Source organism: Wolbachia endosymbiont of Kerria lacca (assembly GCF_051602725.1).
In the GTDB taxonomy this organism is placed as follows: Bacteria; Pseudomonadota; Alphaproteobacteria; order Rickettsiales; family Anaplasmataceae; genus Wolbachia.
The window spans coordinates 699,858-725,559 of the sequence record NZ_CP192272.1 but is presented as its reverse complement, the minus strand read 5'-3'; the positions used below and the strand labels follow the sequence as shown (position 1 = coordinate 725,559).

General features: G+C 34.8%; 16 protein-coding genes and 1 pseudogene. 12 read left to right on the top strand and 5 right to left on the bottom strand.

Translation table 11 applies throughout. The features are described from left to right. Positions 1 to 480 precede the first annotated feature (480 nt). Positions 481 to 2,058 (bottom strand): lysine--tRNA ligase, encoded by a 1,578-nt coding sequence (locus ACQ4M0_RS03230; RefSeq protein ID WP_214303236.1) that lies wholly within the window; start codon positions 2,056 to 2,058, stop codon positions 481 to 483. Positions 2,059 to 2,122: 64 nt separating this feature from the next. Between ACQ4M0_RS03230 and ACQ4M0_RS03225 the strand changes: the two genes are divergently transcribed. The 9 genes from ACQ4M0_RS03225 (at position 2,123) to ACQ4M0_RS03185 (ending at position 17,964) form a co-directional block, all read left to right on the top strand. Beyond that, a complete protein-coding gene (locus tag ACQ4M0_RS03225) occupies positions 2,123 to 2,419 on the top strand; it encodes a type IV secretion system protein VirB3 (RefSeq protein ID WP_438456215.1) in 297 nt (98 codons plus the stop codon). A gap of 9 nt (positions 2,420 to 2,428) precedes the next feature. Then, positions 2,429 to 4,834 (top strand): VirB4 family type IV secretion/conjugal transfer ATPase, encoded by a 2,406-nt coding sequence (locus tag ACQ4M0_RS03220; RefSeq protein ID WP_007302030.1) that lies wholly within the window; start codon positions 2,429 to 2,431, stop codon positions 4,832 to 4,834. Then, complete coding sequence (locus tag ACQ4M0_RS03215; protein WP_007302029.1) at positions 4,827 to 7,403, top strand: type IV secretion system protein; 2,577 nt, start codon at positions 4,827 to 4,829, stop codon at positions 7,401 to 7,403. The genes ACQ4M0_RS03220 and ACQ4M0_RS03215 overlap by 8 nt, the downstream gene beginning before the upstream one ends. Positions 7,404 to 7,420: 17 nt before the next feature. Then, positions 7,421 to 9,793, top strand: a complete 2,373-nt coding sequence (locus tag ACQ4M0_RS03210; protein WP_438456214.1) for a type IV secretion system protein — start codon at positions 7,421 to 7,423, stop codon at positions 9,791 to 9,793. Further along, complete coding sequence (locus ACQ4M0_RS03205) at positions 9,790 to 12,690, top strand: type IV secretion system protein (RefSeq protein WP_438456213.1); 2,901 nt, start codon at positions 9,790 to 9,792, stop codon at positions 12,688 to 12,690. Before ACQ4M0_RS03210 ends, ACQ4M0_RS03205 begins: the two co-directional genes overlap by 4 nt. Positions 12,691 to 12,771: 81 nt before the next feature. Next, entirely contained in the window at positions 12,772 to 16,464 is a 3,693-nt protein-coding gene (locus ACQ4M0_RS03200; protein WP_438456212.1) for a type IV secretion system protein, read from the top strand. Beyond that, complete coding sequence (locus tag ACQ4M0_RS03195; RefSeq protein WP_019236666.1) at positions 16,448 to 17,077, top strand: WD_0853 family protein; 630 nt, start codon at positions 16,448 to 16,450, stop codon at positions 17,075 to 17,077. The genes ACQ4M0_RS03200 and ACQ4M0_RS03195 overlap by 17 nt, the downstream gene beginning before the upstream one ends. Positions 17,078 to 17,181: 104 nt before the next feature. Then, positions 17,182 to 17,730, top strand: a complete 549-nt coding sequence (rsmD, locus tag ACQ4M0_RS03190; RefSeq protein WP_007302024.1) for a 16S rRNA (guanine(966)-N(2))-methyltransferase RsmD — start codon at positions 17,182 to 17,184, stop codon at positions 17,728 to 17,730. Positions 17,731 to 17,817: 87 nt separating this feature from the next. Beyond that, positions 17,818 to 17,964 (top strand): hypothetical protein, encoded by a 147-nt coding sequence (locus ACQ4M0_RS03185; protein WP_164819305.1) that lies wholly within the window; start codon positions 17,818 to 17,820, stop codon positions 17,962 to 17,964. A 484-nt stretch (positions 17,965 to 18,448) separates the two neighbouring features. Here ACQ4M0_RS03185 and ACQ4M0_RS03180 read toward each other — a convergent pair. After that, positions 18,449 to 18,981: pseudogene (locus ACQ4M0_RS03180) on the bottom strand (hypothetical protein). 134 nt (positions 18,982 to 19,115) lie between these two features. Here ACQ4M0_RS03180 and ACQ4M0_RS03175 point away from each other — a divergent pair. Next, positions 19,116 to 19,724, top strand: a complete 609-nt coding sequence (locus ACQ4M0_RS03175; protein ID WP_007302021.1) for a superoxide dismutase — start codon at positions 19,116 to 19,118, stop codon at positions 19,722 to 19,724. A gap of 1 nt (position 19,725) precedes the next feature. Beyond that, positions 19,726 to 21,000, top strand: coding sequence for a M16 family metallopeptidase (locus tag ACQ4M0_RS03170; protein ID WP_264684948.1), 1,275 nt, complete (start codon positions 19,726 to 19,728; stop codon positions 20,998 to 21,000). On the opposite strand, the gene ACQ4M0_RS03165 is transcribed toward ACQ4M0_RS03170, so the two are convergent. From ACQ4M0_RS03165 to nuoE, 3 genes are all read right to left on the bottom strand, one after another. Continuing rightward, positions 20,997 to 21,314: a WD_0736 family protein gene (locus ACQ4M0_RS03165; protein WP_052264788.1), complete on the bottom strand. Its 318-nt coding sequence runs from the start codon at positions 21,312 to 21,314 to the stop codon at positions 20,997 to 20,999. The genes ACQ4M0_RS03170 and ACQ4M0_RS03165 overlap by 4 nt on opposite strands. Before the next feature lie 104 nt (positions 21,315 to 21,418). Then, positions 21,419 to 22,630, bottom strand: coding sequence for a tRNA guanosine(34) transglycosylase Tgt (gene tgt / locus ACQ4M0_RS03160; RefSeq protein ID WP_438456211.1), 1,212 nt, complete (start codon positions 22,628 to 22,630; stop codon positions 21,419 to 21,421). Then, entirely contained in the window at positions 22,631 to 23,131 is a 501-nt protein-coding gene (gene nuoE, locus ACQ4M0_RS03155) for an NADH-quinone oxidoreductase subunit NuoE (RefSeq protein WP_007302017.1), read from the bottom strand. Positions 23,132 to 23,386: 255 nt separating this feature from the next. On the opposite strand from nuoE, the gene ACQ4M0_RS03150 reads away from it, so the two are divergent. Further along, positions 23,387 to 25,618 (top strand): hypothetical protein, encoded by a 2,232-nt coding sequence (locus ACQ4M0_RS03150; RefSeq protein ID WP_438456667.1) that lies wholly within the window; start codon positions 23,387 to 23,389, stop codon positions 25,616 to 25,618. Positions 25,619 to 25,702 lie beyond the last annotated feature (84 nt).

Genomic DNA, 25,702 nt, shown 5'->3' with positions numbered 1-25,702 from the left:
CAATTTTTTATTTAGCAAGGTATCTAGATACCTTGCTTAACACCAAAACAGAATTAAGGTTTAAACATCCTAGGTGTATTAACATTCATTTTGAAGACAGCAAATGGTGTCATCCCAGCGCCCTCTTTCTTGTTATTCCAGTACTGGGATTCAGAAAACTGACCAGGTTGGTCACGCGCTGGCTCTCTAAAATTACTTTAGCTACAAATATTAAGAAATTTACTAAATAAAAAAAGACAAAAGAATCCCCGTATAGCGAGTTTTAATAATGTAAATTGATAATGTGCTAACAAGCGCGATTTGGCTGAATGTAGAAAAAATAAAAAAAGCTGCTATAATTTTATGTAATTTGCCAATAAACACCTGAATTTTGTCGTTGAGCCCAAAAACAAGGATAAATACCTTTATTAGTATAATAAGGAAAGTGGGAAGGTTTGTCAAGTAATAAAACTAGAGGGCTCAAATGAAAGAAGGTAAACTCTAAAGTGTACGTTCAGTAGCACTTTCTATAAGAGAGATTGTATTATCTATCCCATAAAGCTTTATAAAAGATCCCATTCTTGGACCAGTTTTTTGGCCAAGCAGCGTTTCATACAGCAACTGAAACCAATCACGTAAGTTGCTGTAATTGTGCTTTTTTCCAATGGAAAAGACCTGAGATTGAATCTCTTCAGCAGTGGCGGTAATAGGCAAGGAATGTAGGTTATTCTTTAAATCTAGCAACGCTTCTTTCTCTTTTTCGTTTGAGGTTTTATATGCTTTTATTGGCTTGATAAAGTCATAATAATACCTAACTGCAAAATCTGAAAGCCTATCTAGCATTTTGTTGCTTTCTGGTGTAACGTTTGGTGCATAAGTTGATATAAAACCCCAAAGAATCTCTTTATTTTCAGCATTACAAGCTGCTGCCAGGTTTAAAAGTAAAGAAAAATTTATGCCTGAAGTTTCTACGTTTGGAACTTTACCCTGGTGGATGTGCCATACAGGGCTATTTACATCCTTTTCTTTACTTTCATTATAACGCTTAGCAAACTCTAAATATTCATCAGTTGATTTTGGTATCACATCAAAATATAAACGTTTAGCTTTTTTAGGGCTCTGAAAAATATATAACGCTAAACTCTCTGTTGGCGCGTAAGTTAGCCACTCCTCGATCGAAATACCATTTCCTTTTGATTTTGATATCTTCTTTCCTTCTTTATCAAGAAATAACTCATAGCAAAACAGAAGCGGTGGCTTTTCTCCAAGTATTTTACATATTTGACTTGAAAGCACAGCAGATGGTGTTAAATCTTTTCCATGAGCTTCATAATTGACTCCAAATGCAGCCCACCTCATCCCCCAATCAGGTTTCCATTGCAGTTTACATTTTCCTTTTGTCACTGGAACTTCTATTTTTTCCCCGTTTGGGTCTTCATACGTGATTGTTCCTTTATCTGTATTTGTTTCAATTACTGGAACTTGTAAAACTTGGGAAGTTTTTGGGCATATCGGCAAGAATGGACTATAGGTTTGCTGCCTTTCTTCCCGAAATGATGGAAGCATTACGTCCATCACTTTATCATAATTTTTCAGCAGGAGTAAAAGTTTTTCATCGTAAACGCCAGATTTATAACACTCTGTTGCACTCCTAAATTCGTATTCAAATCCAAACAAATCAAGAAATTTACACAACAACGAATTCATGTGATGACCATAACTCTCATGAGTGCCAAATGGGTCAGGTATCATGGTTAATGGCTTGTTCAGATTCTCTCTTAGCATTTCCTGATTTGGTACATTATCTGGTATTTTTCGCAAACCATCCATATCGTCGGAAACTGCAATGATTTTGGTTTTTATACTAGGAGCTATTTTTTTTAGAGCGTTTGCAATAACTGTGGTACGAAAAACTTCCCCAAAAGTACCAATATGTGGTAAACCCGAGGGACCATAACCAGTCTCAAATATTATCTCTTTTTTATTAGGGAATTCTTGTAGTATTTTTTCTGCTTCTTGAAATGGCCAGCTTATAATCATTGAATTTAAATTAATTATCTTACCTAAAGTGCTATTCATTTCAATAGATTTTTAATTAATGATGTAGTATTAGTGTTAGAGCTCTTATTAGAAGGTTAAAGATATGTCTACTGGCAGCACACAAACGAATCAATTATTTAAAGGTCTTACAAGACCTGCAATGCTCTTTGGTGTGAGTTATATGTTTGCAATATTAAACGTTCTAATTTGCATGCTAATTTTCATTAATACAAATGATCTTAGAGTAATTCTCCTGATGTTACCAGGTATACATGGACTTGGCTATATAGCTTCTGCAAAGGAACCGTTGTTTATTGAGTTATTTATGGTAAAGTTGGGAAAATGTTCCAAATGTTTAAATCGGTTTTATCATGGAGCCAATTCTTATGACATTACTTGATGTTATGCAATGTTGAGATTTAGAGCTATTCAATCAAAGAATAAATCTATTCTAAGTAGAGAGGTTCACGCTGCCGAATTTATACCTTATTCTTGCTATTGGAATAGTACAACCTTGATAACAAAGCAGAATTGGTTAGTTAAATTTATAAAATTAAATGGCTTTGCGTTTGAAACGGCCGATGATGAAGACTTGGTGATACAAAATAATATCAGAAATCAGATGCTAAGAAGCATTTCATCTCCAGCATTTAGTTTGTACTTTCATACCATCAGACGTAAGAAAAATATTTTTTCTGATGAATTTGCAAATCAGAGTTTACCAAATTTTTTTGCTAACCATGTAAATCTAAAATGGAGAGAAAAACACGCAACTAGGCAATCTTTTATTAATGATTTATACATTACGATTATTCGTAGGGCAGATACAAAGGGAGTAGAATTTTTATCACATCTACTGAAAAAATTTGGGCATGTAACTTCAAAACATGCTTGGGAAAGTGATATGCGTGATACCTATGAAGATTTAGAGGAAACGACAAATCGTATAGTAACAAGCCTTAGGAATTATTCGCCTAAAGTCCTTGGAGTAAAAGAAACTCCAAACGGACTGTTTTGTGAAATAATGGAGTTTCTGTCTAGAGTTGTAAATTGTGGCTTTGTTACAAATACGCTTTTTCCACTAAAAACTGAAATATCAAGATACTTACCAGTTCATAGGTTATTTTTTGGCCATAAGATGATACAGGTTGTGACTCATAATGAAAGTAAATATGCTGGAATAGTTAGTATCAAAGAATATGGAAATAATACTTCCGCAGGAATGCTTGATTCTTTTTTACAACTTCCTTATGAATTTATTATCACGCAGTCTTTTCAATTTACAAATAGGCAAATGGCAATTGCGAAAATGCAGATACAGCAAAATCGTATGATACAATCTGCAGATAAAGCTATTTCTCAAATAGCAGAAATTTCTCATGCGCTTGATGATGCAATGAGTGGTAAAATTGCGTTTGGTGAACACCATTTAACTATCTTATGTATAGAAAAAAGCCCTAAATCATTGGACAATGCTTTATCATTGGTTGAATCGGAGCTTTCTAATTGTGGTGTTTATCCTGTTCGTGAGAGGGTTAATTTAGAACCAGCATTTTGGGCGCAAATTCCTGGTAATTTTGATTATATAGTAAGAAAAGGTACAATAAGTAGTCTTAATTTGGCCGGTTTTGCATCTCAACATAATTATCCTACTGGTAAAAAATTCAATAACCACTGGGGAGATGCTGTTACAGTTTTTGATACAACATCTGGCACTCCATTTTTCTTCAACTTTCATATAAGGGATGTTGGACATACTATGATAATTGGGCCAACAGGTGCTGGCAAAACTGTTTTAATGAATTTTTTATGTGCTCAAGCAATGAAATTTTCTCCAAGAATATTCTTTTTTGATAAAGATCGCGGTGCAGAAATTTTTTTAAGAGCACTTGGTGGTATCTATACTATAATAGAACCAAGAACTAAGACAAATTTTAATCCTCTGCAACTTGACGATACTCCTGATAATAAAACATTTTTGATGGAATGGATAAAATCTTTAATTTTAGTGTACAACGATAAATTCACTTCAGAAGATATTGCTAGAATTAATGATGCAATTGAGGGAAATTTTAAATTAAAAAAAGAAGACAGATTTTTGAGAAATCTTGTACCATTTTTAGGACTTGCGGGCCCTGATACTCTAGCTGGAGCAATATCTATGTGGCATGATGATGGCTCTCATTCTGCAATATTTGACAATAAAGAAGATTTGCTAGATTTTTCAAAAGCAAGAGTGTTTGGCTTTGAAATGGCTAGCTTGCTAAAAGATCCTGTTGCTCTTGGGCCGGTCTTGATTTATTTGTTTCATAGGATTAGTATATCGCTTGATGGCACTCCATCCATTATTGTTCTTGATGAAGCATGGGCGTTAATAGATAATCCAGTTTTTGCACCTAAGATAAAAGACTGGTTGAAAGTGCTGAGAAAGTTAAATGCTTTTGTGGTTTTTGCTACTCAGAGTGTTGAAGATGCAAGTAAAAGTGCTATTAGTGATACGCTTGTACAGCAGACAGCAACACAAATTTTTTTGCCAAATCTGAAAGCTACTAGTGTCTATCGAGATGTTTTTATGTTAACTGAACGTGAGTACATACTGATCAAACACACAGATCCAAGTACTAGATTCTTTTTAGTAAAGCAGGGAGTTAATGCTGTAGTAGCTAGAATAGATCTGAAAGATTTGGATGATGTGGTCAACGTGTTATCTGGACGTGCGGAAAGTGTTCTATTGTTATATGATATACTGAAAGAAGTCGGAGATGATCCAAAGATGTGGTTGCCTGTGTTTTATCAAAAGGTGAAAAATGTTTAAAACTAAACTGTCATTACTGTTAGTTGCGATATTTTTGTTAAATATAGATTTTTTGCTCTCGTATCCAGTGTTTGCAGATACAGTAAGTGGTACTGACAAAACGGAATTTGTTAGCAGATTTAATTCTACTGGCAGCTTTAGTCGTGCTTCTAATCCTGACTGTAAGGCGTTTGAAACAGCTGCAGCAGTTGCTGGGATAGCAATTGCTATTGGTGCAATATTTACTGGTATTGTTTTGATTGTCTCTTCTGCTGGTTTATTTACTGCTCTTGTTATCGTTGGAATGATAGCTGCAATTGTTGGGGTTTGGAAGGCGATAGGAGGACTTGTTGTTTGTGAGCATAGTTTTGTTAAACACCCAGTTGCACGTGATCATGATGGAAAGTATAAAGATTTCGAATTCTCAAAATCAGAATACTCAAAATATTCAGATTGCACAAATAAGAATTATCAAAAGGAAGATGAATATTTTAAATGTTTTGATGGGGCAAATGGATCAATAGAAGTAGGTAGAAAAATAGAGAAGGGCATTTTAAACTCCATACCTGACCAAAATACTGGTGGTTATTACTGGCCAAAAAACGGTGTGCAATACAGTGAATATATAGAAGTATGCCATAGAAATCCTTTAACATTTAGCAGATTGTTTTGGTTAGATACATCAATAAAAGCAGACTTTGATGTTAGAGAGAAGGACACTGGATATGAAGGTGGGTCATGGTCTCCAAAAGTTGATGGTGATCTGGAATGTAAAGTTCTTAAAGCAGGACAAAGCGAAACCATACATGGGTCAACATTCAAGGCAGTAAAAAAAATGGACAGATTGTGTGTGGAGCTGGCAAGTGTGAGAATGCTTGGTATCAAAATGACTCCTTGGCCGCAAGGGGTTGATATGGGATGCACAGAATTGCCACCTGACCCACTTGCTCCTATGTGTGAAAAATCTGTGATGATATTCAAAAATAAAGATGGTACAGGTGAATATGAGGAAGATCTTAATGATTCTAAAAATAAGGACAAAGATTACAAAACTATTATAAGGGAAAAGAAAGGAGAGGGAAAAATTTTTGTAGGTTATAATAATGCCAGTTGTTTTAGCCAGTATGTCTCTGAAGCTTGCTACAATCAAGCGGGAAGTAAGTCATTATCTCCTATTCCTATAACTTCTATGATAGTGCAATGTATTAAGGAGTCGTTAGATAATTTAGTGGCAGGTATTGATTCAAGTGGTAACTTACTTACAGACAAAAATGGACATGCTAAGGGTAGTTTTTTGTCTGTAGCACAAAAAAGACTGAAGAACACTGTTACTGCTATCTTAATTTTAGCTTTGATATTGTTCTCTATAAAAGTTATGTCTGGTGGAGTGCGTAGTCCGCAAGAAATGTACATGTTGATCATTAAATTCGCTTTAGTGATTTACTTTACGACAGGTAGCACTATGTCTCATTATTACGGGGAATTAACAAAACTTTCGAACGGCTTATCAGAAATAGTGCTTAAAGCTTCATCTGAGAGTAAAAATATATGTAATTATGAGGCAGGTAAAGATTATGAATACGATCGTGCAGGGCAGAAGGTATCCTACAGTTATCTTGCACCTTGGGATAGGCTTGATTGCAGAATTTTATTTTATTTAGGTGCCCCTTTAGATGGAATTGGTGGCAAAATTGGTACTGGAGGTGTTGCAACGTTAGCGGTCTTGCTTGGCGCTGCTCCTGTCTTGTTAGTTGCAGGTTCGGTGATTGGTATTATTTTCGCTGGTGGACAAATTTTAGTAGCTCTTGTCTGTATATTTATGGCCATTTTGATGATGATGGTTATTTTATGGATGTGCTATGTATTTATCTTATCTTTAGTTGCGCTTAGTGTAATTATCATCTTATCGCCTTTATTCATTCCTATGGTTTTGTTTCAACATACTAAAGGATATTTTGATGGTTGGCTAAAAGAGTTAATTACCTACAGTTTATACCCAGTTATCCTCTTTGCATTTCTATCTTTTATGTTCATAGCATGTGATAAAATCTATTTTAAAAATTTAAATTTTAAACTGGACGAGTCATATAAAAATGAACAACCAGACAAGTCATATGAAAAGAAACAAGCAGAAATCTCATATAGTAAGAAAAAACAGTGGTTTAAATTGAAAGATGGGGAATGTGATAAAAATGAAACTACTCTCGCATGTATGATGCAAAATTATAGCTTTAAAAAGAGCAGCATACTTGGTCTATTCGACTTTAGATACATGGAGTTTGGCAGCTCTCTAATCGGAGAATTATTAAAATTGTGTTTAGTATTATTCCTCTTTTACCACTTTTTAAACGTTCTTCCCGGCATGGCTGCTGAGCTTGCTGGTAATCACAGAGCAGCACTTGGTTCAGGTAGCACTCCTGCACAAATGGTGAATAAAGCTTTATCTGCTGCCAAAGCTGCTGCTGGAGGTGCTGGTCAAGTTGCTGCTGCGGCTGTAAATAAGGCAAGAGGGGCTATTGGAGGAGGTGGAGATGATAATAAGGGATCGGGATCTTCCTCTAGTGAATCTATAAAATCAGGTGGAGAGTGAGCGCAGGTGAGTAACAGATGTTTGAACATTTGAGCAACCAAAATTTGGTTAAGCTATGCATAAGTTTTGTGATACTCTTTTTATTATCTGGGTGCGGGTGTATTAAGCCAGAAGATTCATCAGGCTTGCGTGAGAAATTGGATATAGTGTCAACAGAGCAGAAATGGGTTGATTCTGGAGTCTATATTTCGGATAAAATAAAAGTAACAGAGATTAATATAGTACCTAATAAGGTTAATTTTTGTTCGCAATATAAAGATTTTGCAATTGAACCTGGAGTAAGAAACGTTACATTACCGTTTGCGCTTAAAGCTGGCGATGCGATAAGCTTTAGTGTTGTTGGAAGTAAAATGTGTAAAAACAATAATGGCATGGTCACCTGCAAAAAAATTGACGAAAATTGCAGTGAAGGGGAAAAGGAGTATTTTTCACATGTTTTAAATCAAGAGAAGTGTCAAGGTGAAATATGTCCTAATAAATATGAAATAGGCAATGCACAATGGTTAAATGGAAAAGAGTACTGGTCTTCAGAATTAGATCAAAGTGAAAGAGAGGAAATTAGAAATGTCATCGACTCTATAAAACAGCAAGGGGAAAATGTAGACTGTAGCAAGCTTTCAGAGAGCAGTGCAAGTAAGATAGATACGCGCATTTTAAATTTACTCTGTGGACGTATATGTAAATTTTCTTTCGGCAGCGGAGAAAAAGGTTGCGTATATATTGAATACAATAGTATAGAAGGTGAGATATTCAATACTTTAAATTCTAGAGGTGAATCTGTTATTGCTGAAATTATTGATAACGTATTAAAGGAAAAACGGGTAAAAACTGACATTACACTATTACGTGTTCACATGGATAATGAGGAATTTGAACACATTCCAGGAGGCGGTATATGTATTAACTGTGATCATAAGATAGATCGTAACCATCCAAAACCAGAGTTAACTTTTAGTTTAGGTGATGGTAAGGGCAAGGGTGGTTTCAATATAAGAGTAACGAAGAACCATAGTCTAAAAAACAACTTATATATACATGTTTCTGATAAGTTTCCTGAGCACAATCCTGGTGAAATTCTGGGGGATATACCTGTGGATATCAGTGAAGTTCATAATACTGAGTATATGGAAAGATTAAAAGAAAAGCTAAAAGACAAGAGTGGCACTATATATTACGGAATAAGAGATCATGGCTGTGATTATAAGAAAAATGAGGGTCAGTTTAGTATTAACCTTACAACTAAAGAGCCACCTGTAAGAACTTTTAGTGCGATATATAATTTTTTTGATGAAAAAGTAAAAACTGCATTTTTCGGTTCTAGCTACAAAGACACTAACGCGATTCACTCTGATACTAGCCCTGTGAAGTCTCTTTATCAAAGTTTTGTAGCATCAAAGAGAACAAATACCATCAGATCTACAATAGTGTCGTTATTAGTATTATATATAGTTTTATACACCCTTTATTACTTTTTTGGATTGTCTCATGCTTCTATATATGAATTTTTAATTATATGTGTAAAGATAGGAGTTATTACCCAATTGCTGAACGATAACAGTTGGAGTTTTTTTTATAACAATGCATTTTCTATTTTTGTTAATGCTCCAAAACAGTTAATAGAAATAGCAAATTTCAGAGGTACAACATCAAATGTGTTTGAATTTCTTGATTTACCGCTCAATAGGTTTTTATCAGCACACTCAGTGTTACTAATAGTATCTCTTATATTCTCCGGTCCTTTGGGTATTGTATCGTTTTGCTTGGTGATTTGGGGTTTGATAACAGTGAGCTTATCGATGTTTAACGCCTTATTTTCTTTTATCACATCTATAGCAATAGTTGCATTATTGCTTTCCTTGGCGCCTCTTTTTATTATTTGCCTTCTATTTGGATATACTAGACAGATGTTTCACAATTGGGTCAAAAATTTAGCAAGATTTGCAATTCATCCGGTAGTGCTTTTAATTTTTATATCATTAATAAGCCAGGTTATGGATTATATTGTGTATTCGGTCTTTAATTTTGAGGTCTGTCCTACATGTATACTTAATCTTAACTTAAAGATTTTTAATCCTTGTATTATTTATGGTTATGCTTCCAAACATGCACCTAATATCACCGCTATGATGGCTTTTGTGATTTTGGGACATGCTATGAAAGCTTTAGTTGAGGCATCTTCAACAATATCTGATTCGTTGTTTGGTGTTTATGTGGCAAGCGAACCAGGAAGGCAATATCAGCAAAGCTTAATGGGAACAGTAGGTTTAGATGAACAAAGTATCCAAAGAAGAGCAGGTCAGCAATCTGGTACACCAAGTCGAAGACCTCAAATACCACAATCAGCTCAAAGATCAGCACCTAAAATACCGACAAACACAGGAAATCAATGATGAGCAGAAAATCATTATTATTGATACTATGTCTTGTAATTACTGGCTGCACAATGGATTGTGTTGAACCTGGGCTGCAGAGCAGAAATACTAGTGTCAGTATAGATGTTCCAGTTCGTGAAGCTGGCGAAGGAGTTAAAATTCATTGGGTTGATTCTGGTCAAGTAATTAGCAAGGATGAGAAAATCAAATTTACTCTTGGTGGGTCAGTAAATTTTTGTCCTCTTAAAGAAGGGAAAAATCCAAAGAGAGTACTTGTGCCCGCTGTATTTTGTGCTAATGATTTAATACCAAATTACAGTAATAAGTTAACTGATAATGCTAGTCTTGATGAACGAGAAATATGTGGGGATATAGGCTTTGGAAATAATGAATTCTATAGCAATAGACGTTATGTAGATACTGGAATTAAAGCAAATCCTGGTGATAAGTTAAGCTTTAGCTTAGTTCCCAGAGAGATAACGATTGATTATGACAATCCACAAGGAAAAGGTATCAGTTTTGATGATAATTGCTATAGAACTGAAAAAGGGGATGAAAAAGATAGAGCTACAATAAGAGACATGCTAAACGGAGGAAAGTTCTTTTGTGGAGAAAGTGGTAAAAGAACTGTAGTAGAATTTCCGCCGCTGAATAAAGAAGAAATGAATAAAAGAAGAGTGCTAGTTGGCAATGGCTACACTCCATATGATAATAAGGTACATTTTAATAAGGATTATATTCAAAATTCATGGATAAATGGTGCGTTGTTAGATCTACGACGAACTAAAATAGGACTGAATGAATTATGTAATGGGAAAAGGTGTGATTTTAATGAGCTGAACAAATACAGTTCTTATGAACTTAATTGTTACTATCAGAATATATGTTACAACGCAAAAGGTATAGGGGAGAATTGCGTCTCTTCTATAAGGTATGAGAAGTATGATAAAGGAAATACATGTGACATGTATTCTCACCTTAAACGTATTGAGGATGAACTAAAAAAGATTGAAGAAAATAAGAGGGATTCTAAGCAGATTGACATTAATTTAATATCAAATTCTAAATTAAACTTCAAAGAGGACAGAGGAGATATTTCTTGGGCCGAAGCTCTTGTTGCAAAAATTGGCGATTTTGATGATCAGGATACTGCTAAAGGTATTCAATGTTTTCCAAATGAGAAAGGTGCGAAAGGAGATAATGTATGTTCACAGATTAATTATAAATTTGAAGATTACTCTCTGAGATTAAATCATGATTATAAAATAAAAGGTATAACACCTGGTAGTAGTGTGATGCTTGCTATAGCAAGTAATGGCAACTACCAACTTCATAGAGGTGGATATCATGTTGAAGTAACTAGATCATGTAACTTTGATGGTGGTAAAAAATTGTATGTGTACTTAGGTGATAATCCGCCAAGGGATCCATCTGCTCGAAAGACTAATGATTTCAAAAAAGTAAAGAGGTTGGATAAAATAACAGAGGATAATGTAGACTATTACATAATAGATGGAAGTCATTTGGTAAATGAAGAGTCTAAGAAAATATATTTTGGTATTAATGTAGAAAACGTAGAGAAAGATGATATTACGGACAAAGATAGCAAATATTATGAAGATAACAAATACACAGTAAATTTATTTTTAAAAAGAAAAATAAACGATTTTATTTCATCAACTGTAAACAAGATTTTTGATTTCATAACAGACGGGAGTGAAGAAGGAATTAAAATTCCATATGAAGGATATAGAAATGGGCTTCTACAAGGAATAAGAGCTTTGCTTATTCTATACGTTATATTTACTGTTGTTGGCTATATGCTTGGAACAATACAATTAAGTAAATTCGATTTTATTATAAGAATATTCAAAATAGCATTTATAGCTTTTGCTTTTAGTGATAGAAGTTGGGAATTCTTTGGTACAACTTTGTCTGGGCTTTTTGTTGAGGGTAGCATTTATTTAGTTGATAGTTTTTCTGGCTATATAGGAGAAGGAGGTAAAAAATTTGCATTCTTAGATTTAACAGCCGGAGTATTATTTACAGGAGAAACATGGCTGAAATTTTTATCTTTAATGCTATCAGGACCTTTTGGCTTTATTGCATTTTTGGCAATACTTTATGCTACTTTTGTGTTTTTAAGATGCATTATTAGTGCTACGTTTAAGTATGTAATATCTACTGTTTTAGTGGCATTTTTATTGTCATTGGCACCTTTATTTATCGTATTTATTCTATTTCAACAAACTAAAACATTATTTGATAATTGGATAAAAACGCTGGCTCATGTTTCATTGCAACCAGTCATTTTATTTTCATCCTTGTCTCTTTTAAACCAGTTAATGTATTTAGTTCTATACAACCTCACAAATTTTTCTGCATGCTATCAATGCTTAATTAGTGTAAATTTTTTATCGTATGATCTGTGTCTTATGAAATCAATATTACCTCTTGGGTATAGTCCTGGTACTAGTGTTGATGTTGCGCTCAGTACTGGAGAAAGGGCTGGTGGGCACTTTGCAGCATTACCTATAGATCTAATCCAGGCATTTATATATCTCATCATTGCTAGTGCAATGGAAGCTTTTGTTTCTATATCAGAAACTATGGCGCAGGCGTTGTTCAGCTCTGGTTATGGAGTTGCTCAAAGTGTTAGTCATATTTCTAGGAGCGCATCACAAGCTATGCTGTCAACTGTTGGCCTTGATGATAGAACCCAAAATATGATACATAACATCAAGCAGGGAATGAGTAAAGATCGTAGCAAAATTGAAGCTAAATTGCCTGATACACCAAAGCAAGCAGATGGGAAAGGGAGTGCTGGCAGAGAAATGAGCAAATCTGAAACACTAAGCCAGCCAGATAAGCAAAAGGATTCTGATAAAACAAAAGGACAAGTCAAGGAAGATTGATGAGATATATGGAGTAACTAATTAAAAAGATATTTGAAGTAAGGTTTTAGAAATTTATTCTGTATTGGAAAAAGTTTAGGTATGCAATCACGCTTAGGCAAATGTTGGTTTAGGTTATTAATTTTGGTAATCTGTGTTCTGGTTACAGGTTGTAGTAAGAATGATATGCCTTTTCCAAGGTGCATATCTGCTGATTATTTTGGTCCTGAACCCATTGCAATTGGTGCTCATTTTCCAATCGGTCATGATGCGTTTTTTCCAGAAGGTGAAAGTGGAGAACCTATTGATCCTGAAACCGGAGAAATCAATTATGGTTTTCACCCTAATCAAGTAGTGAAGTGGAAGGATACCGGCCTTGAAACCAATGGAGATAGTTTAGTAGTACGAGTAAATGGTGCATGGACATCTTGGAGCAATAGTAATAAGAAGAAATCTCAAAGTAGTTATAGTTTGGAAAGTTTGGAGCAGTTAAAATATGCAACCAAATTTGAAAGAGGGAAAGGTGAAAACAGTCTGCCTGACTTTCACTTAGTTTGTAATGATTATAAACCTAGCATACAAAAATTTTCAAGTAAGCCTAAAGAAAGTTGCACTGTAAAGTGCAAGTGCATTAATGAAGATGATAGCGCAAATACAGTATCACGTGGTGCTCCATGTTGGTTTACTAACGGCCATGGTGCTTATCTTTTATTTAAAAGGCCTAGCGATTCTAGTCCTAACGAAAATTTAAAATCCATGCGTAACCCTGAGTCTCCTACTGTACATCTAGGTTACAATTCCGTAGCGGAAGATGGAAGTGGGCTTTTTACTTTAGACAGAGATAACACCACATTACAGGACAGGAGTTGTAATACGGTGAGGTTAGAAAAAGGATGGAAAATATATGTAAAGATATTAGATAGATATTATCTAGATAATGCAGGTGGCTACTCTTTTGAATTTTTGAGCGGAGTGCAGAAACCAAGTAACTTTGGATTTTTTGATTACATTTATAACTATCTAAAATGTGTATTATTGATTAACGAAAATTGTAAAAAGCATTTTGATAGCAATGATCCTGCAGCTGCACAGGCGATGTTCGAAAATATAGCTGAAAAAAGTACGAGCTTTCACAATTTTGTTCTTTCCTTGCTTGTTCTATTTATAGTGATTTCATCGCTTCTTTATCTTTTTGGAATGATAAGAGAAACTAAGCATGATATGCTCATCAGAATGATGAAAATCACTCTAGTAATAGTGCTTATATCTCCTGGAAGTTTTAGATTTTTCTATGATCATTTTCTTGTTTTATTTGTTAAAGGTCTTGAACAATTGATAAGCATAATTACTAATTTTGCTCCCAACATGAACACCGGAGGTAATTCAAACGTTGCTCAAGGAAATGAAGCTAAATTGTTTAGCTTCATGGAGGATATGTTTAATAAGTTTTTTGCTTACTCTGTTTGGAAAAAGTTTGCAGCATTTTTACATTATCAAATGTGGGCAAGTCTCCTTATGATACCGGCAATTTTTATAGGGATTGTCTTATATTTCCTGCTGTGTATGTATGCTTACATAATATTCCTTTCTGGTTTTATGGGTATAGCTTTTCTTGTAGCTATAATGCCGCTATTCCTAATCTCTATTTTATTTTCACCACTGAAAAGTCTATTTGAGGGTTGGATAAAATTCTGTATTAGTTTCTGTTTGCAATCAATTATGATATTTACCCTGCTGTCATTACTTGCTGCGATGATAATGAATACCTTTTATAAACAGTTAGGCTTTACTGTGTGCTATAATAAATGGCTTGAAATAAAGTTATGTGCTCCAAAATGGGTATTTGGTGGTTTTTGTATAATTGATAAAGAATACTTTAGCTGGACTCCAGGGCAAATTTTTGTACCTTATGCTATTGGAGAGGCTTCTACATTGAACGTAGATAAGAATATAGAAGGTATAGAAAAACTAAGCAGAATAGGTGGTACAGTAAAGTTTACTGGTGGCGCTGGATATATCCCTCTTCCACCAGATTACATTAATAAAGGTTTTCGTTATATAGATTATCCTTTCTTTAATCCAATTCCTGGAACTAAAGATAATCCAGCAGACCACTATATTGCGGAAAGTGATATGATAGTTAGTAATGGCTGTAGTGCAAAAGATCTAGTACGCTTAACAAATAGTTTATCTCATGCATCAGAGAGGGCTGACATTATATTACTGATCAACAATATAGAGAAAAGGATAGGTGATGTTAGTGAAATAATAAAACGCTACTGTCAAGATATAAATAAATGCAATAGTTATAGGGAAATAATTAATGAAATAAGATCTTTAGTGCGGAGTGCGATAAAAAAACAAGGTTGTAGAATACTGAAACTTCATGATTTATATAAGGATCCCAACAGTGAATACTGTCAGAAATGTAAAGATTGTGAGGATTGCAAAAATTATAAAGAAAATAGTGATTACCAAAGGGTGCAAGACATACAGAGAGGTTATTTAATCAACGCAGGAGAGATCTTTGTATTGTTCTTGCTTTCGTTTTTGATGTTTTCTTTGAAGGAGTTTGTACAACAGATGGGCTCAAGCATTGCCGGTGGTGGGTTTGGTGTTTACAATATATCTAGTATGTATCAAGCATCACCTGTGACTGGTTTAATGCAGGGATTAAAACAACAGATGCAAGATAAAATTGGTGGAGGGCTAGAGTCTTTAGGTAATTGGGCTACTCATGTACCGGACAGATTAGCTGGAGGTACAGCTAATTTGCTAGGTAGAATACCAGGAGTTGGGGGTGTGCTGAAATATGCTATTAATGTGCCACGTAAGCTTGTAGGTGCTACTATTGAAGCAACAAAATTTGCAACATCACCTAAAAATGATGTTGATAAGCTTGAGGAAAAAATCTACAGGGCGTTTGGAATTGATAAAGAAGATATTGCACATAGAAGAATTGATAAATATTTAGAATATTATAAAGGATATGTAGGATCACATTTGGGCTATACAATAGAAGATGCTATGAAGTTTACTTGGGAACATGGTCTCGACTCTATAGGAATTAACCCTGCTACAGGAGAAAAGGATGGTTACCAGCATAATCTACTCTATAGAGCAAAAACATATAGACGGGAATTTCTTGAGAAGCTTCATGATTACACTATCGGCCGTAAGAGAGAACCAGAAAAAGACAATCCTGATCAATCAAATAAGGTAGAACGAGAGTTAGGCACGGAACTAGTAAGAGATAACCATGATCAGTCACTAGAAGAAGGCGACCCTCTTCGACTACGAGGGGGAGGTCAGCCAGATAAGGTAGTACGAGAACTAAGCACAGAACAAGAAGACAAGCCTAATCAACTACAGCATGATCAGACAACAGAAGAAGATAAGCCTGATCAATCAAATGAAGTGACACGAAATTTAGGCACGGAACCAGAAAATTTAAAAAACACTACAGAAGCTATAGAAAGACGTGCCGAAAGAGCTAGAAAAAAAGAAGAAAGAGATCAGAATGATGTTGATGATTTTGGGTCTGTTTTTGAAGGTATGGAAAAGCGTACTGAAAGAGAAGGAAGAAGAAAGCAAAATGAGGTTTACAGTCCTTTATCACTTTTTGAGATGAATACTTCAGAAGCGATAGAAAAACGTGCTGAAAGAGCTAGAAGAAAAGAAGAAAGAGATCAGGAAGACAAAAGTTATGATACCTCATCACTTTTTGGAGAAGACAGAGAACGTGAGGGTAGTGAAAGAGCTGATAGCAGAGGTGATAATGACGAGGAATCTTAATTTTAAAGGACTAAGTTATTATGGTCTTCAGCAAGACGAAGATGGTAATATCAAGTTAAACGATTACAATGATGTTTTAAATGCGCGCAGAGCGAGGGTAGATTTGTTACTAGATAGCACTAAGCAAGGTGATGTTAGTCTTTCAAAGCTAAATAAAGCTCTGAATGAGAGACTTATAGATGATAAAGGGCTATCGTCAGAATTTGACAAAGAAGACAAAGAAATTGCACAGAAGGAGCTTAAGATGTTCTCTATTTTAGACGATCTTGATAATCTTGCAAACATTGAAAGTGAAGATCTATTAGAGGTTAGTTTGTTACTATCAGATCTTAGTTTTATAGAGAGAAATATTGTGTTGAATGCCGATCAGAGTTCTGATCTAATAGGGTTCAAAAGTCTATTTATAGAAAAAAAAGCATCTGGTGAGGAATATAGTGATGAAGAGTGTCACAATTTCCTCGATAGTATAGAGAAAATCAATACTTTAATTAAGTTAGAGTTAGAAAGTAGAATTGAAGGGATGGGTCATGATGAAAAAAACAACCATGATGATTTACAAGACGAGATTGGTCGTGCAATCAGTATAGAGAATAAATCAAAGAAAAGCGATTGATCTTGCGTTCCTCCACAAGCAACCTTCTTTCTATTAGACTGCTGAAGCTATGTTGACATTAAATGTGTATTATAAATAATTAGTTAACTTCGAACTTGTTTTATATGTTACGTGTTATTGCGGGTAAATATCGTGGAAGAAAAATAACTACAGGCAAGAATTTAGCTGCACGGCCCACTATGAGTAGTGTCCGAGAAGCAATATTTAGTATACTTTCTTCAAGAAAACCTATTTATAACCTAAATGTACTTGATTTATTCTGCGGAAGTGGCTCTTTTTCATTTGAAGCACTTTCTCGAGGTGCTAAACATGCATTCATGGTAGATTCAGATTATTACAATTTGCAACTGCCTAAAAAAACAGCAGAAGATTTTGGAATTACGAACGATATCACGTTAATTTGTTGCAATGCTAACGGATTACCAAGACCTATTTCAAAGTGCGATATAGTTTTTATGGACCCACCTTATAATATCAATCTGGTTAACTCAACTTTAGACGAGTTAGCTCACTCAGGCTGGTTAAATGATAATGCGTTAATAATTCTAGAAATGAGGAAAAATGAAGGTTTTGAGTGCAATAAAAACTTCAATATAATTGTGGAGCGTACCTACGGTATTGCAAAAATAATTTTTCTTTCTTCACTCACTTGAATTTCTTTTGTAAACATCTATAGCTAAGCTAAGTAAGATTTTTCCGAGGACTGAAAGAAAAAATCAATTCGTTTTGGTGGGAATACGGTGTGTAACAGCAAATCAATACGAGTTGATATACTAGAAGAAGCAGTATGGAAAGAAATGAAGATGGTACTCAAAGAACCAGAGGCAATGACTAAGGAATATCAGCTCAGACTCGTAAAACATGAAAGTACGCAAGCAAAGGATTAACTTGAAAAGCGTGCAAGTAAAATAGAACAAGGTATAGAAAAATTAGCTTATGTATATGCAAGGGGTCATATAACGAAGGAAAAGTATGACTTAGAAGTTGAGAGCATGGAAAAGGAGTTAAAGGAATCAGAGATCAAAGGGAAGAAGCTATCGATGAAAAGAGTCTACAGAGAGAATTAGATTTTATCACAAACAGTGTAGAAAGTTTTTCCTCTGAGAGAGCTTAATCAAGCAGACTATGAAACTAAACTTGATATAATAAGAAAGTTAGTTCAACGCATTGAAATTGACGATGATAACGTACATATAGTGTTTCGATTGAAAGAACTTACTCTCGAAAGGCAAAAAAAAGTGTTCAACATTGTATCGGGATGCCAGTGTCAGCTACTTGCATGACATCCTCTTGCTTCTATAGGTGTCTTTATCTCGTCTACTTTATTTTGCCACACAGATACAATGGTTTCACATAAACCTGATAGTTTATCTATTTTGAAAAAGAAGGACCACCAACACCTTCAGCGTTTGCATCACTAAATTTACTTGCCACTTTATCAATAGTCCAAACGAGTGGTGTAACAACGAGCGCAGCAGCCCAGATAACAGCACTAACAGCATAATCCAAAACTGCATTAACAAATTCAGATAATGCTCCACTATGGTTCCATGCCTTAAGTGACAACATGGATGAATAATCTATCAATGATTTTGTATTTTCTGCAAAATCATAGCTACCTACTACTTTCGCCAATCCTTTTGCCGGCCAATATGATAGATACGCCAATGCTAGATATATAAAGGTTGTAGGGCTATATTAGCTAATGTATAAGTAGTAAGATAAGTCAGAGAATGACACCTCAAACTACCAAAAGCTACATTTTTCACTGGCTCAATAACACTATTAATATAATAAACGGACTTATAGAAACTATTTTGTGGAACTTCGTTACCTTCAACGCTTTTTCTAGGAATATCTCCGAACTTAGCATATCTACTAAAATTCTTGAATAAACTTGACATATTACCCCTCTAAAAATAAAAAATAATTACCTTGTCAGTATAGTTCATTTTAGAATAACTGCAATAAACATCTTACAAATTATGTGTTGCGCAAAAGCACATATTAACATACCATCGAAAATAAAGAGGTCAGCATGAGTTTTACTTTACCTGAGTTGCCATATGATAAAGCAGCTTTAGAACCTTACATATCTGCAAATACATTGAATTTTCATTATGATAAGCACCATAAGGGATATTTAAATAAACTCAACGAACTGGTTGAAAACACAGATTATCAACATATGGAAATTGAGGAATTAGTAACGAAAGTTCATGGAAATAATAATACAGTTCCTATTTTTAACAATGTAGCACAAGTTTGGAATCACACTTTTTATTGGAATTCAATGAAAAAAAATGGTGGTGGTAAACCTAAAGATGATGGTCTTCTAGCAAAAAAAATTCAAGATGATATTGGTGGCTTTGACAAATTTTGTGAAGAATTTTCAAATTATGGAGTAAGCCAATTTGGTAGTGGATGGGTGTGGTTAGTGCTTGAAAAAGGAAAACTCAAAATCACTAAAACTCCAAATGCGGATCTACCGCTAATTTATGGCCAGGTGCCACTACTTACTATGGATGTATGGGAGCATGCATACTATTTGGATTGCCAAAATCGCAGAATTGACTACATAAAAGTTTTTCTTGATCATTTGATCAATTGGGATTTTGTAGAAGAGAATTTAAAGAAGAATATATAAGATGAATATACCACAAGTAACAAAACTAGATAATGGTCTGCGCATAATAACTGAGAGAGTGCATGAAGTTGATTCCGTAGCTTTAAATATACGAGTTGGTGTTGGCAGTAGAGCTGAAAGTGCAAGTCAAAATGGAATATCTCATTTCCTAGAGCACATGGCTTTCAAAGGAACAAAGACAAGAACTGCTTTTGAAATTGCAAAAGCTTTTGACGATATAGGTGGAGCCTTCAATGCCTGCACCGGTAGAGAAAGCACCAGTTATTATGCAAAGGTTCTTAAAAAAGATATAAAAACTGGCATTGATATATTAATAGATATATTAATGAATTCTACATTTCCAGAGGATGAATTGGAACGCGAAAAGGGTGTTGTAATACAAGAGATTTTTCAAACTAATGATTCACCGAGCGATATCATTTTTGATAAGTATTTTGAAGCAGCTTATAAAGATCAACCATTTGGTAGATCAATCCTGGGCACGCAAGATACTGTCAAATCTTTTACTCGAGAAGATCTGAATAACTACATAAAGGAGCATTACTTTGGCGGAAATATGATATTTGCTGCTGCAGGAAATGTTGAGCATGAGGAAGTTGTTCAATTAATCAAAGACTTTCTCTCAAAGATTCATTCAAAAGAGCTGAAAAAAAGCGAGAATGCAGGTTATACCAGTGGTGAGTATCGAGAGCATCGTAAATTAGATCAGGTGCACTTGTTAATTGGGCTACCTAGTGTTTCCCGTGATGATAATAAATATCACACATTTAAAGTGCTTGATTCTATACTGGGAAGTGGCATGTCATCACGCCTGTTTCAGGAAGTAAGAGAAAAGCAGGGTCTTGCTTACTCCATTTACTCATTCAACTCTAGCTATGCTGATACGGGAATGCTTTCGATTTTTGCTGGTACAGATAGTAGTAATCTAGATAAGCTTTTAAAATCCATAACGACAGAGCTAAAGAAATTGTCTACAGATGATTTAAAGGAAGAAGAAGTAAATAGAGTAAAAGAACGAGTAAAATCTCAAATTTTAATGTCACGCGAAAGTGTTAGCTCACGTGCTGAAACATTAGGACACTACTACGGTAACTATAATAAATACATCAGTAAAAACGAATTAATAGAAAAAATTAGTGCTGTTACTATTTACGATATAAAAAAAGCAGCAGAAGAATTGCTATCTCAGCATGAAAAAATTACTTTAGCTGCGATTGGAGAAATTAATTCACTGCCAAGTTACGATAAAGTGGTTTCTATGCTTAGTGTACTTTAGTTATGTTGCTTATGCTCACTAAAAAGTTCAATGAATGGTTGCAAAATCCTTTCTATAAAAAGTTTGCTTTCTGGTTCATCGCGTATACCACTAATCATTTTATTGAAAGTTTTTTCGCTGTTTTGTAAAAATAAATAGCTTTCTACTGATTGCACAATAGACAAGGCAGTTAAAACTCCTCCTATCACTAAACAAGAAGCTATAGCAGGTACAGTACCCACTGCAATTCCAGTTGCGATTAATGATAAACCAGCTAAGAGTGTAAAGGCTGAAACGCAAAACGCTATTTGATGTTTTTCTTTATTTTTAACCATAAATGCCTCACAAAAATTATATTTCTAGTATATCCGTATATATAATGTACTGTCAAGTTTTTAAAGAAGATTAAAAAATGCAACGCACATGTGCAAAATATGAACTAGGTATATAATTCACAATGCAGCGGTATTTCACTAATCCAATTATTTTTTTCCTGATCTAGCCTATCATTCAATATTGCTTGTCTTATTGATTCCATCAACTTATTCATGAAGAAAACATTGTGAATGGTAACGAGTGTATAAGCCAGCAACTCTTTAGCTTTCAGTAGATGGTGTATATAGGCTCTTGAATGTTTTCTGCAAGTAAAGCACAAACAGTCATTTTCAATTGGGTTATCATCTAGTTCGAATCGTTGATTTCGCAAATTAATATGCTCTTTACGCTTTGAAGAAATAGAATCTCTGTTTTTTACTTTAACAAGCGCGCCACCATGTCTTGCGAGGCGAGTTGGATGCACGCAATCAAATGTATCAACTCCAAGCTCTACTCCACGAAAAATGTCTACAATTCCACCAATACCAAGCAAATGAGTAGGCCTATCTTTTTTTAAATGTTCCATAGTAAAGGAAACTACATCATACATCTGCTCTTTACTTTGACCAAGTGATCCACCTATTGCTTGACCAAAAAATGGCAAATCGTTGATAAAATCACAACTTTCTCTACGCAAATCTTGATACACTCCGCCTTGACTAATTCCATAAAGCGCCTGTTTGCCATCATTATTTTTTTCAAACTTATTTAAAGAACGTTCAGCCCATCTATGGCTCATGAGCATTGATTTTCTTGTGTATTCTTTACTGACATGGAATGGAGTACATTCATCTAAAACTAGGATTAAATCTGCACCTAATTTTTGTTGAATTTGTATCGACTTTTCAGGAGTTAGACAATAAGTTTTACCATTTATGTAAGAACGAAAAATTGCCCCATCCTCGTTAATTTTGATCAGAGTTTTTTGCTTCTGTCTTATTCCCTTTATTTCTTCCGAAACTGACCCGTGCCCTAAACTAAATATCTGGTATCCACCAGAATCAGTGAGCATTGGCCCACTCCATCCCATCATCTTGTGCAAGCCACCAAGCTTTGCCACAGTATCCTCTCCCGGTTGGAGCATTAGGTGATAGGTGTTGGAAAGTATTATCTGAGTACCTGCTTCTCTGATTCTCTCGATATCTGCAGCTTTAATAGCAGCTTTGGTTGCACAAAATATAAATGCTGGTGTTTCTATACTTCCATTTGGAATTTTGATCGTTCCAACTCTTGCAGAACCTGATTGCTTAGTTATCCTAAACGAGAACTTTTCCATCTATTTACTTGAAAGTTCTGCTATGATATTTTCCACTTTTTCAGGAGTGAGGTTTTCATAAAAGTCATTATTGATCTGCACCACAGGGGCATTAACGCATGCACCAAGACATTCAACTTCCTTTAAAGTAAATAGATTATCTTTAGTAGTTTCACCGATATTGATTCCTAGTTTCTTTTTAAAGGTATTTAACACTTCTTCGCTATTGCACAACCAGCAAGGAGTTGTTCTACAAATTTGTATGAGATATTTACCTACTGGTTTTAAATTATACATGGTATAAAAATTTGCCACTTCATACACGCGAATATGTGGAATATGAAGCATGTCAGCAACGTAGCGCATGGCAGATTCAGGAACCCATCCGCATTGTTCTTGAACCAGGTATAGTAAAGGCATGACGGCACTACCTTCTCTACCTTTAGGATACATCTCTATAGACTTTTTCGCTTTTCTGAGGTTGTCTGATGTAAAACTAAACTGCTCTTCTTTCTCTTTCATCTAATAAAGTTCGTGTAAATCTCAACAAATTATACTTGAAGAGTTAACAATTGCAATTGTTGGTTTTTTGAGCTCTACAATATTATATCTGTAGAGTGGGTGCATTCAATTTGTGAATTCTTTACTGCTACTCATTTTCCATATTTCGCTTTGCAGATTATAAAGGTATTAATTTCTTAATTTTAGTTAAAATTTTATTGACGTTACATATAGAAATAATCATAATAGCGTTTTATTAAAATTTTAAATATAATTATTTCTATATTAAGTAGATTATTTAGAGTTAATACAACTACACTGAAAGTTAAAGAAGCGATAGGTTTTAACCCAGTAAACGTAGGGTTGATTGAAGGAAATGGAGTTACTTATGGACTCAGCTATCAAGATAACGGCAATGGAAGCAGTAGAGTAAAGTTACTTATTAGCTCACTATATCAATCAAAAACATACGAGTGTGATACAGGTGTTAACGTAGCAAATGAATTTAAGGGCCAATTATCTCCCACACTAATAGAAAATTCAGCTGAAGTAGATAAAGTTGGAGTTATCTTTCCTACAGAAGAAATTAACAAAAAAGAAAAGTGCATCAAAGGCTTAACATTCAACACTTACGAAATCAAGCATTCAACTAATGTTCCCTTAGTTGAATACGTAGGAAAAGTAAAATTGTACAAGAACATTGATATAAATAATCTTGCAAATGAAGACAATAGTTACTTTCAACCAAAAGCAGTAAAAGTTGGTAATGGTAATGTCATTGTAATTGCTCATAACTTAAAGGATCAAATTTTAGTTTCTTGGTACTTAGAATTAAAAGTAGATGGAAAGTTCAGAGCTTTACCTGGAAAAGCAGGTATTATAGAAAGAAAATTATTCAAATTTGACAATCCAGGGCAATTAGTACTAGATGAAAATACGATGCTTTATGCACAGATGAGAAAGATTACTAAAAATCAAGAAGTAAGAACAAACATTTTTAAATTTGATGTGGCTGAAGTAGTTCAGAATCTGAAAGATAGAAAGGGAGCTAATGACTTTTTGCTTGGTAATAAAAGCGGCCAATTAAATATAGCACCATCTACTATCTATAATCCAGGAAAAATAAACTTTTTACAGTATGTAAGACGAACTGAAGGTGATGATTTAGTTGCTTTTCTTGCGAAAAAACAATCTTCTAATACGCAAGAATTGCATTTAGCAAGGCTTGCTAAGAGAGGACCAAAATCAAATTTTACTGTTTGTGAATGTGAAGATCCTATAGAACAATTGTATGTTAAAGACAATGGTCAAGGAGGTTTTATCGTCACTGCGGTAAGTGGAGAGAGTATTATAACTTTTAATAGAGAGAGCTCTGGAAAATCTTCTGAAGCAACGATAATACCGACAAGCAGTATCAAAGCTCTCAGTGATTTTGTTAATATCATTAACGGCCAATTGATGCCTAGTATTATTTCCAGCAGTACTGTGGCTCCTATAACTGTTACAGAGACGGTTGTGACTTCTAAGAAAACGACGACTGCTGCAATTACTAGCACAACAGAAACCGACACTGTAAAGACTACCAAATTAACAACAGAAGCATCAACTATCATTGTACCAACTTCCATAATGAGTAAATCTTCAACAGAGTCAACAACTCAGGCAAGTACAGTAACAGTGGAGTCAACAACAGTAGCATCAACTACCACTGCACCTACTTCTACAACGAGTAGGCCTTCAACAGAGTCAACAATTCAAACAAGTACAGTAACAGTGGGGCCAACAACAGTAGCAAAAACAACTACTACTCCACAAGCGACCACAGTTGCTACAACGTCAACTAGTGTGCCTTCGGAAACTGAGACAAGTACTGTAAAATCTACAGCAGCGACTGTTGAGTCAACTTTTACAGCAAGCAGTACTACGATGAGTAGGCCTTTAACAGAATTAACAACTAAGATGAGTACGGCATCAGAATCAACAACAGTAGCTGAAACTATTGCGACCTCACAAGCGACTATGATTACTACAATGCCAACTAATGTGCCAACAACAAACTCAGAGGCAACTATACAAACAGTGTCCACTATATCAAATACTGGAACAAAGGTAACAACTCCTTTGTTCACTACAACTTTACTTCCTCAAACTACTCCTTCACCACAGCCCGCTCAGCTTGCTATAGAGTCTAATAGGGCAGGAATGATAGGTGGGTCTTTGGTTGGAGCGATAATAAGTATTGCTGGAATTATAGGATTCATAACATACAAATATGTTAAGGGTCGTAATTCTGCCCCTGTGTTAGAACTAACTAATTTCAATGATAGAAGGCGATCATCTTCAAGTGGCAATAGCGATGAAGAAATTTTTATCGCTAATAACAGAATGAGACATATATCTATGCGAACTATGGATCAATCTGAAACAGTGCTAAACAGTATATCGGTGGAGAGTAGTAGTCGGTCAAGAAGTAGCTCATCGTCTTCAAGCGGTGGACCAGGATCTTGACTGACTGAGCTAGAGTCTAAAAGTGAAAAAAGCTTATCTTGGGATAGCGATGATGTACCGGAATATCACCTTTAGCTATTTGTC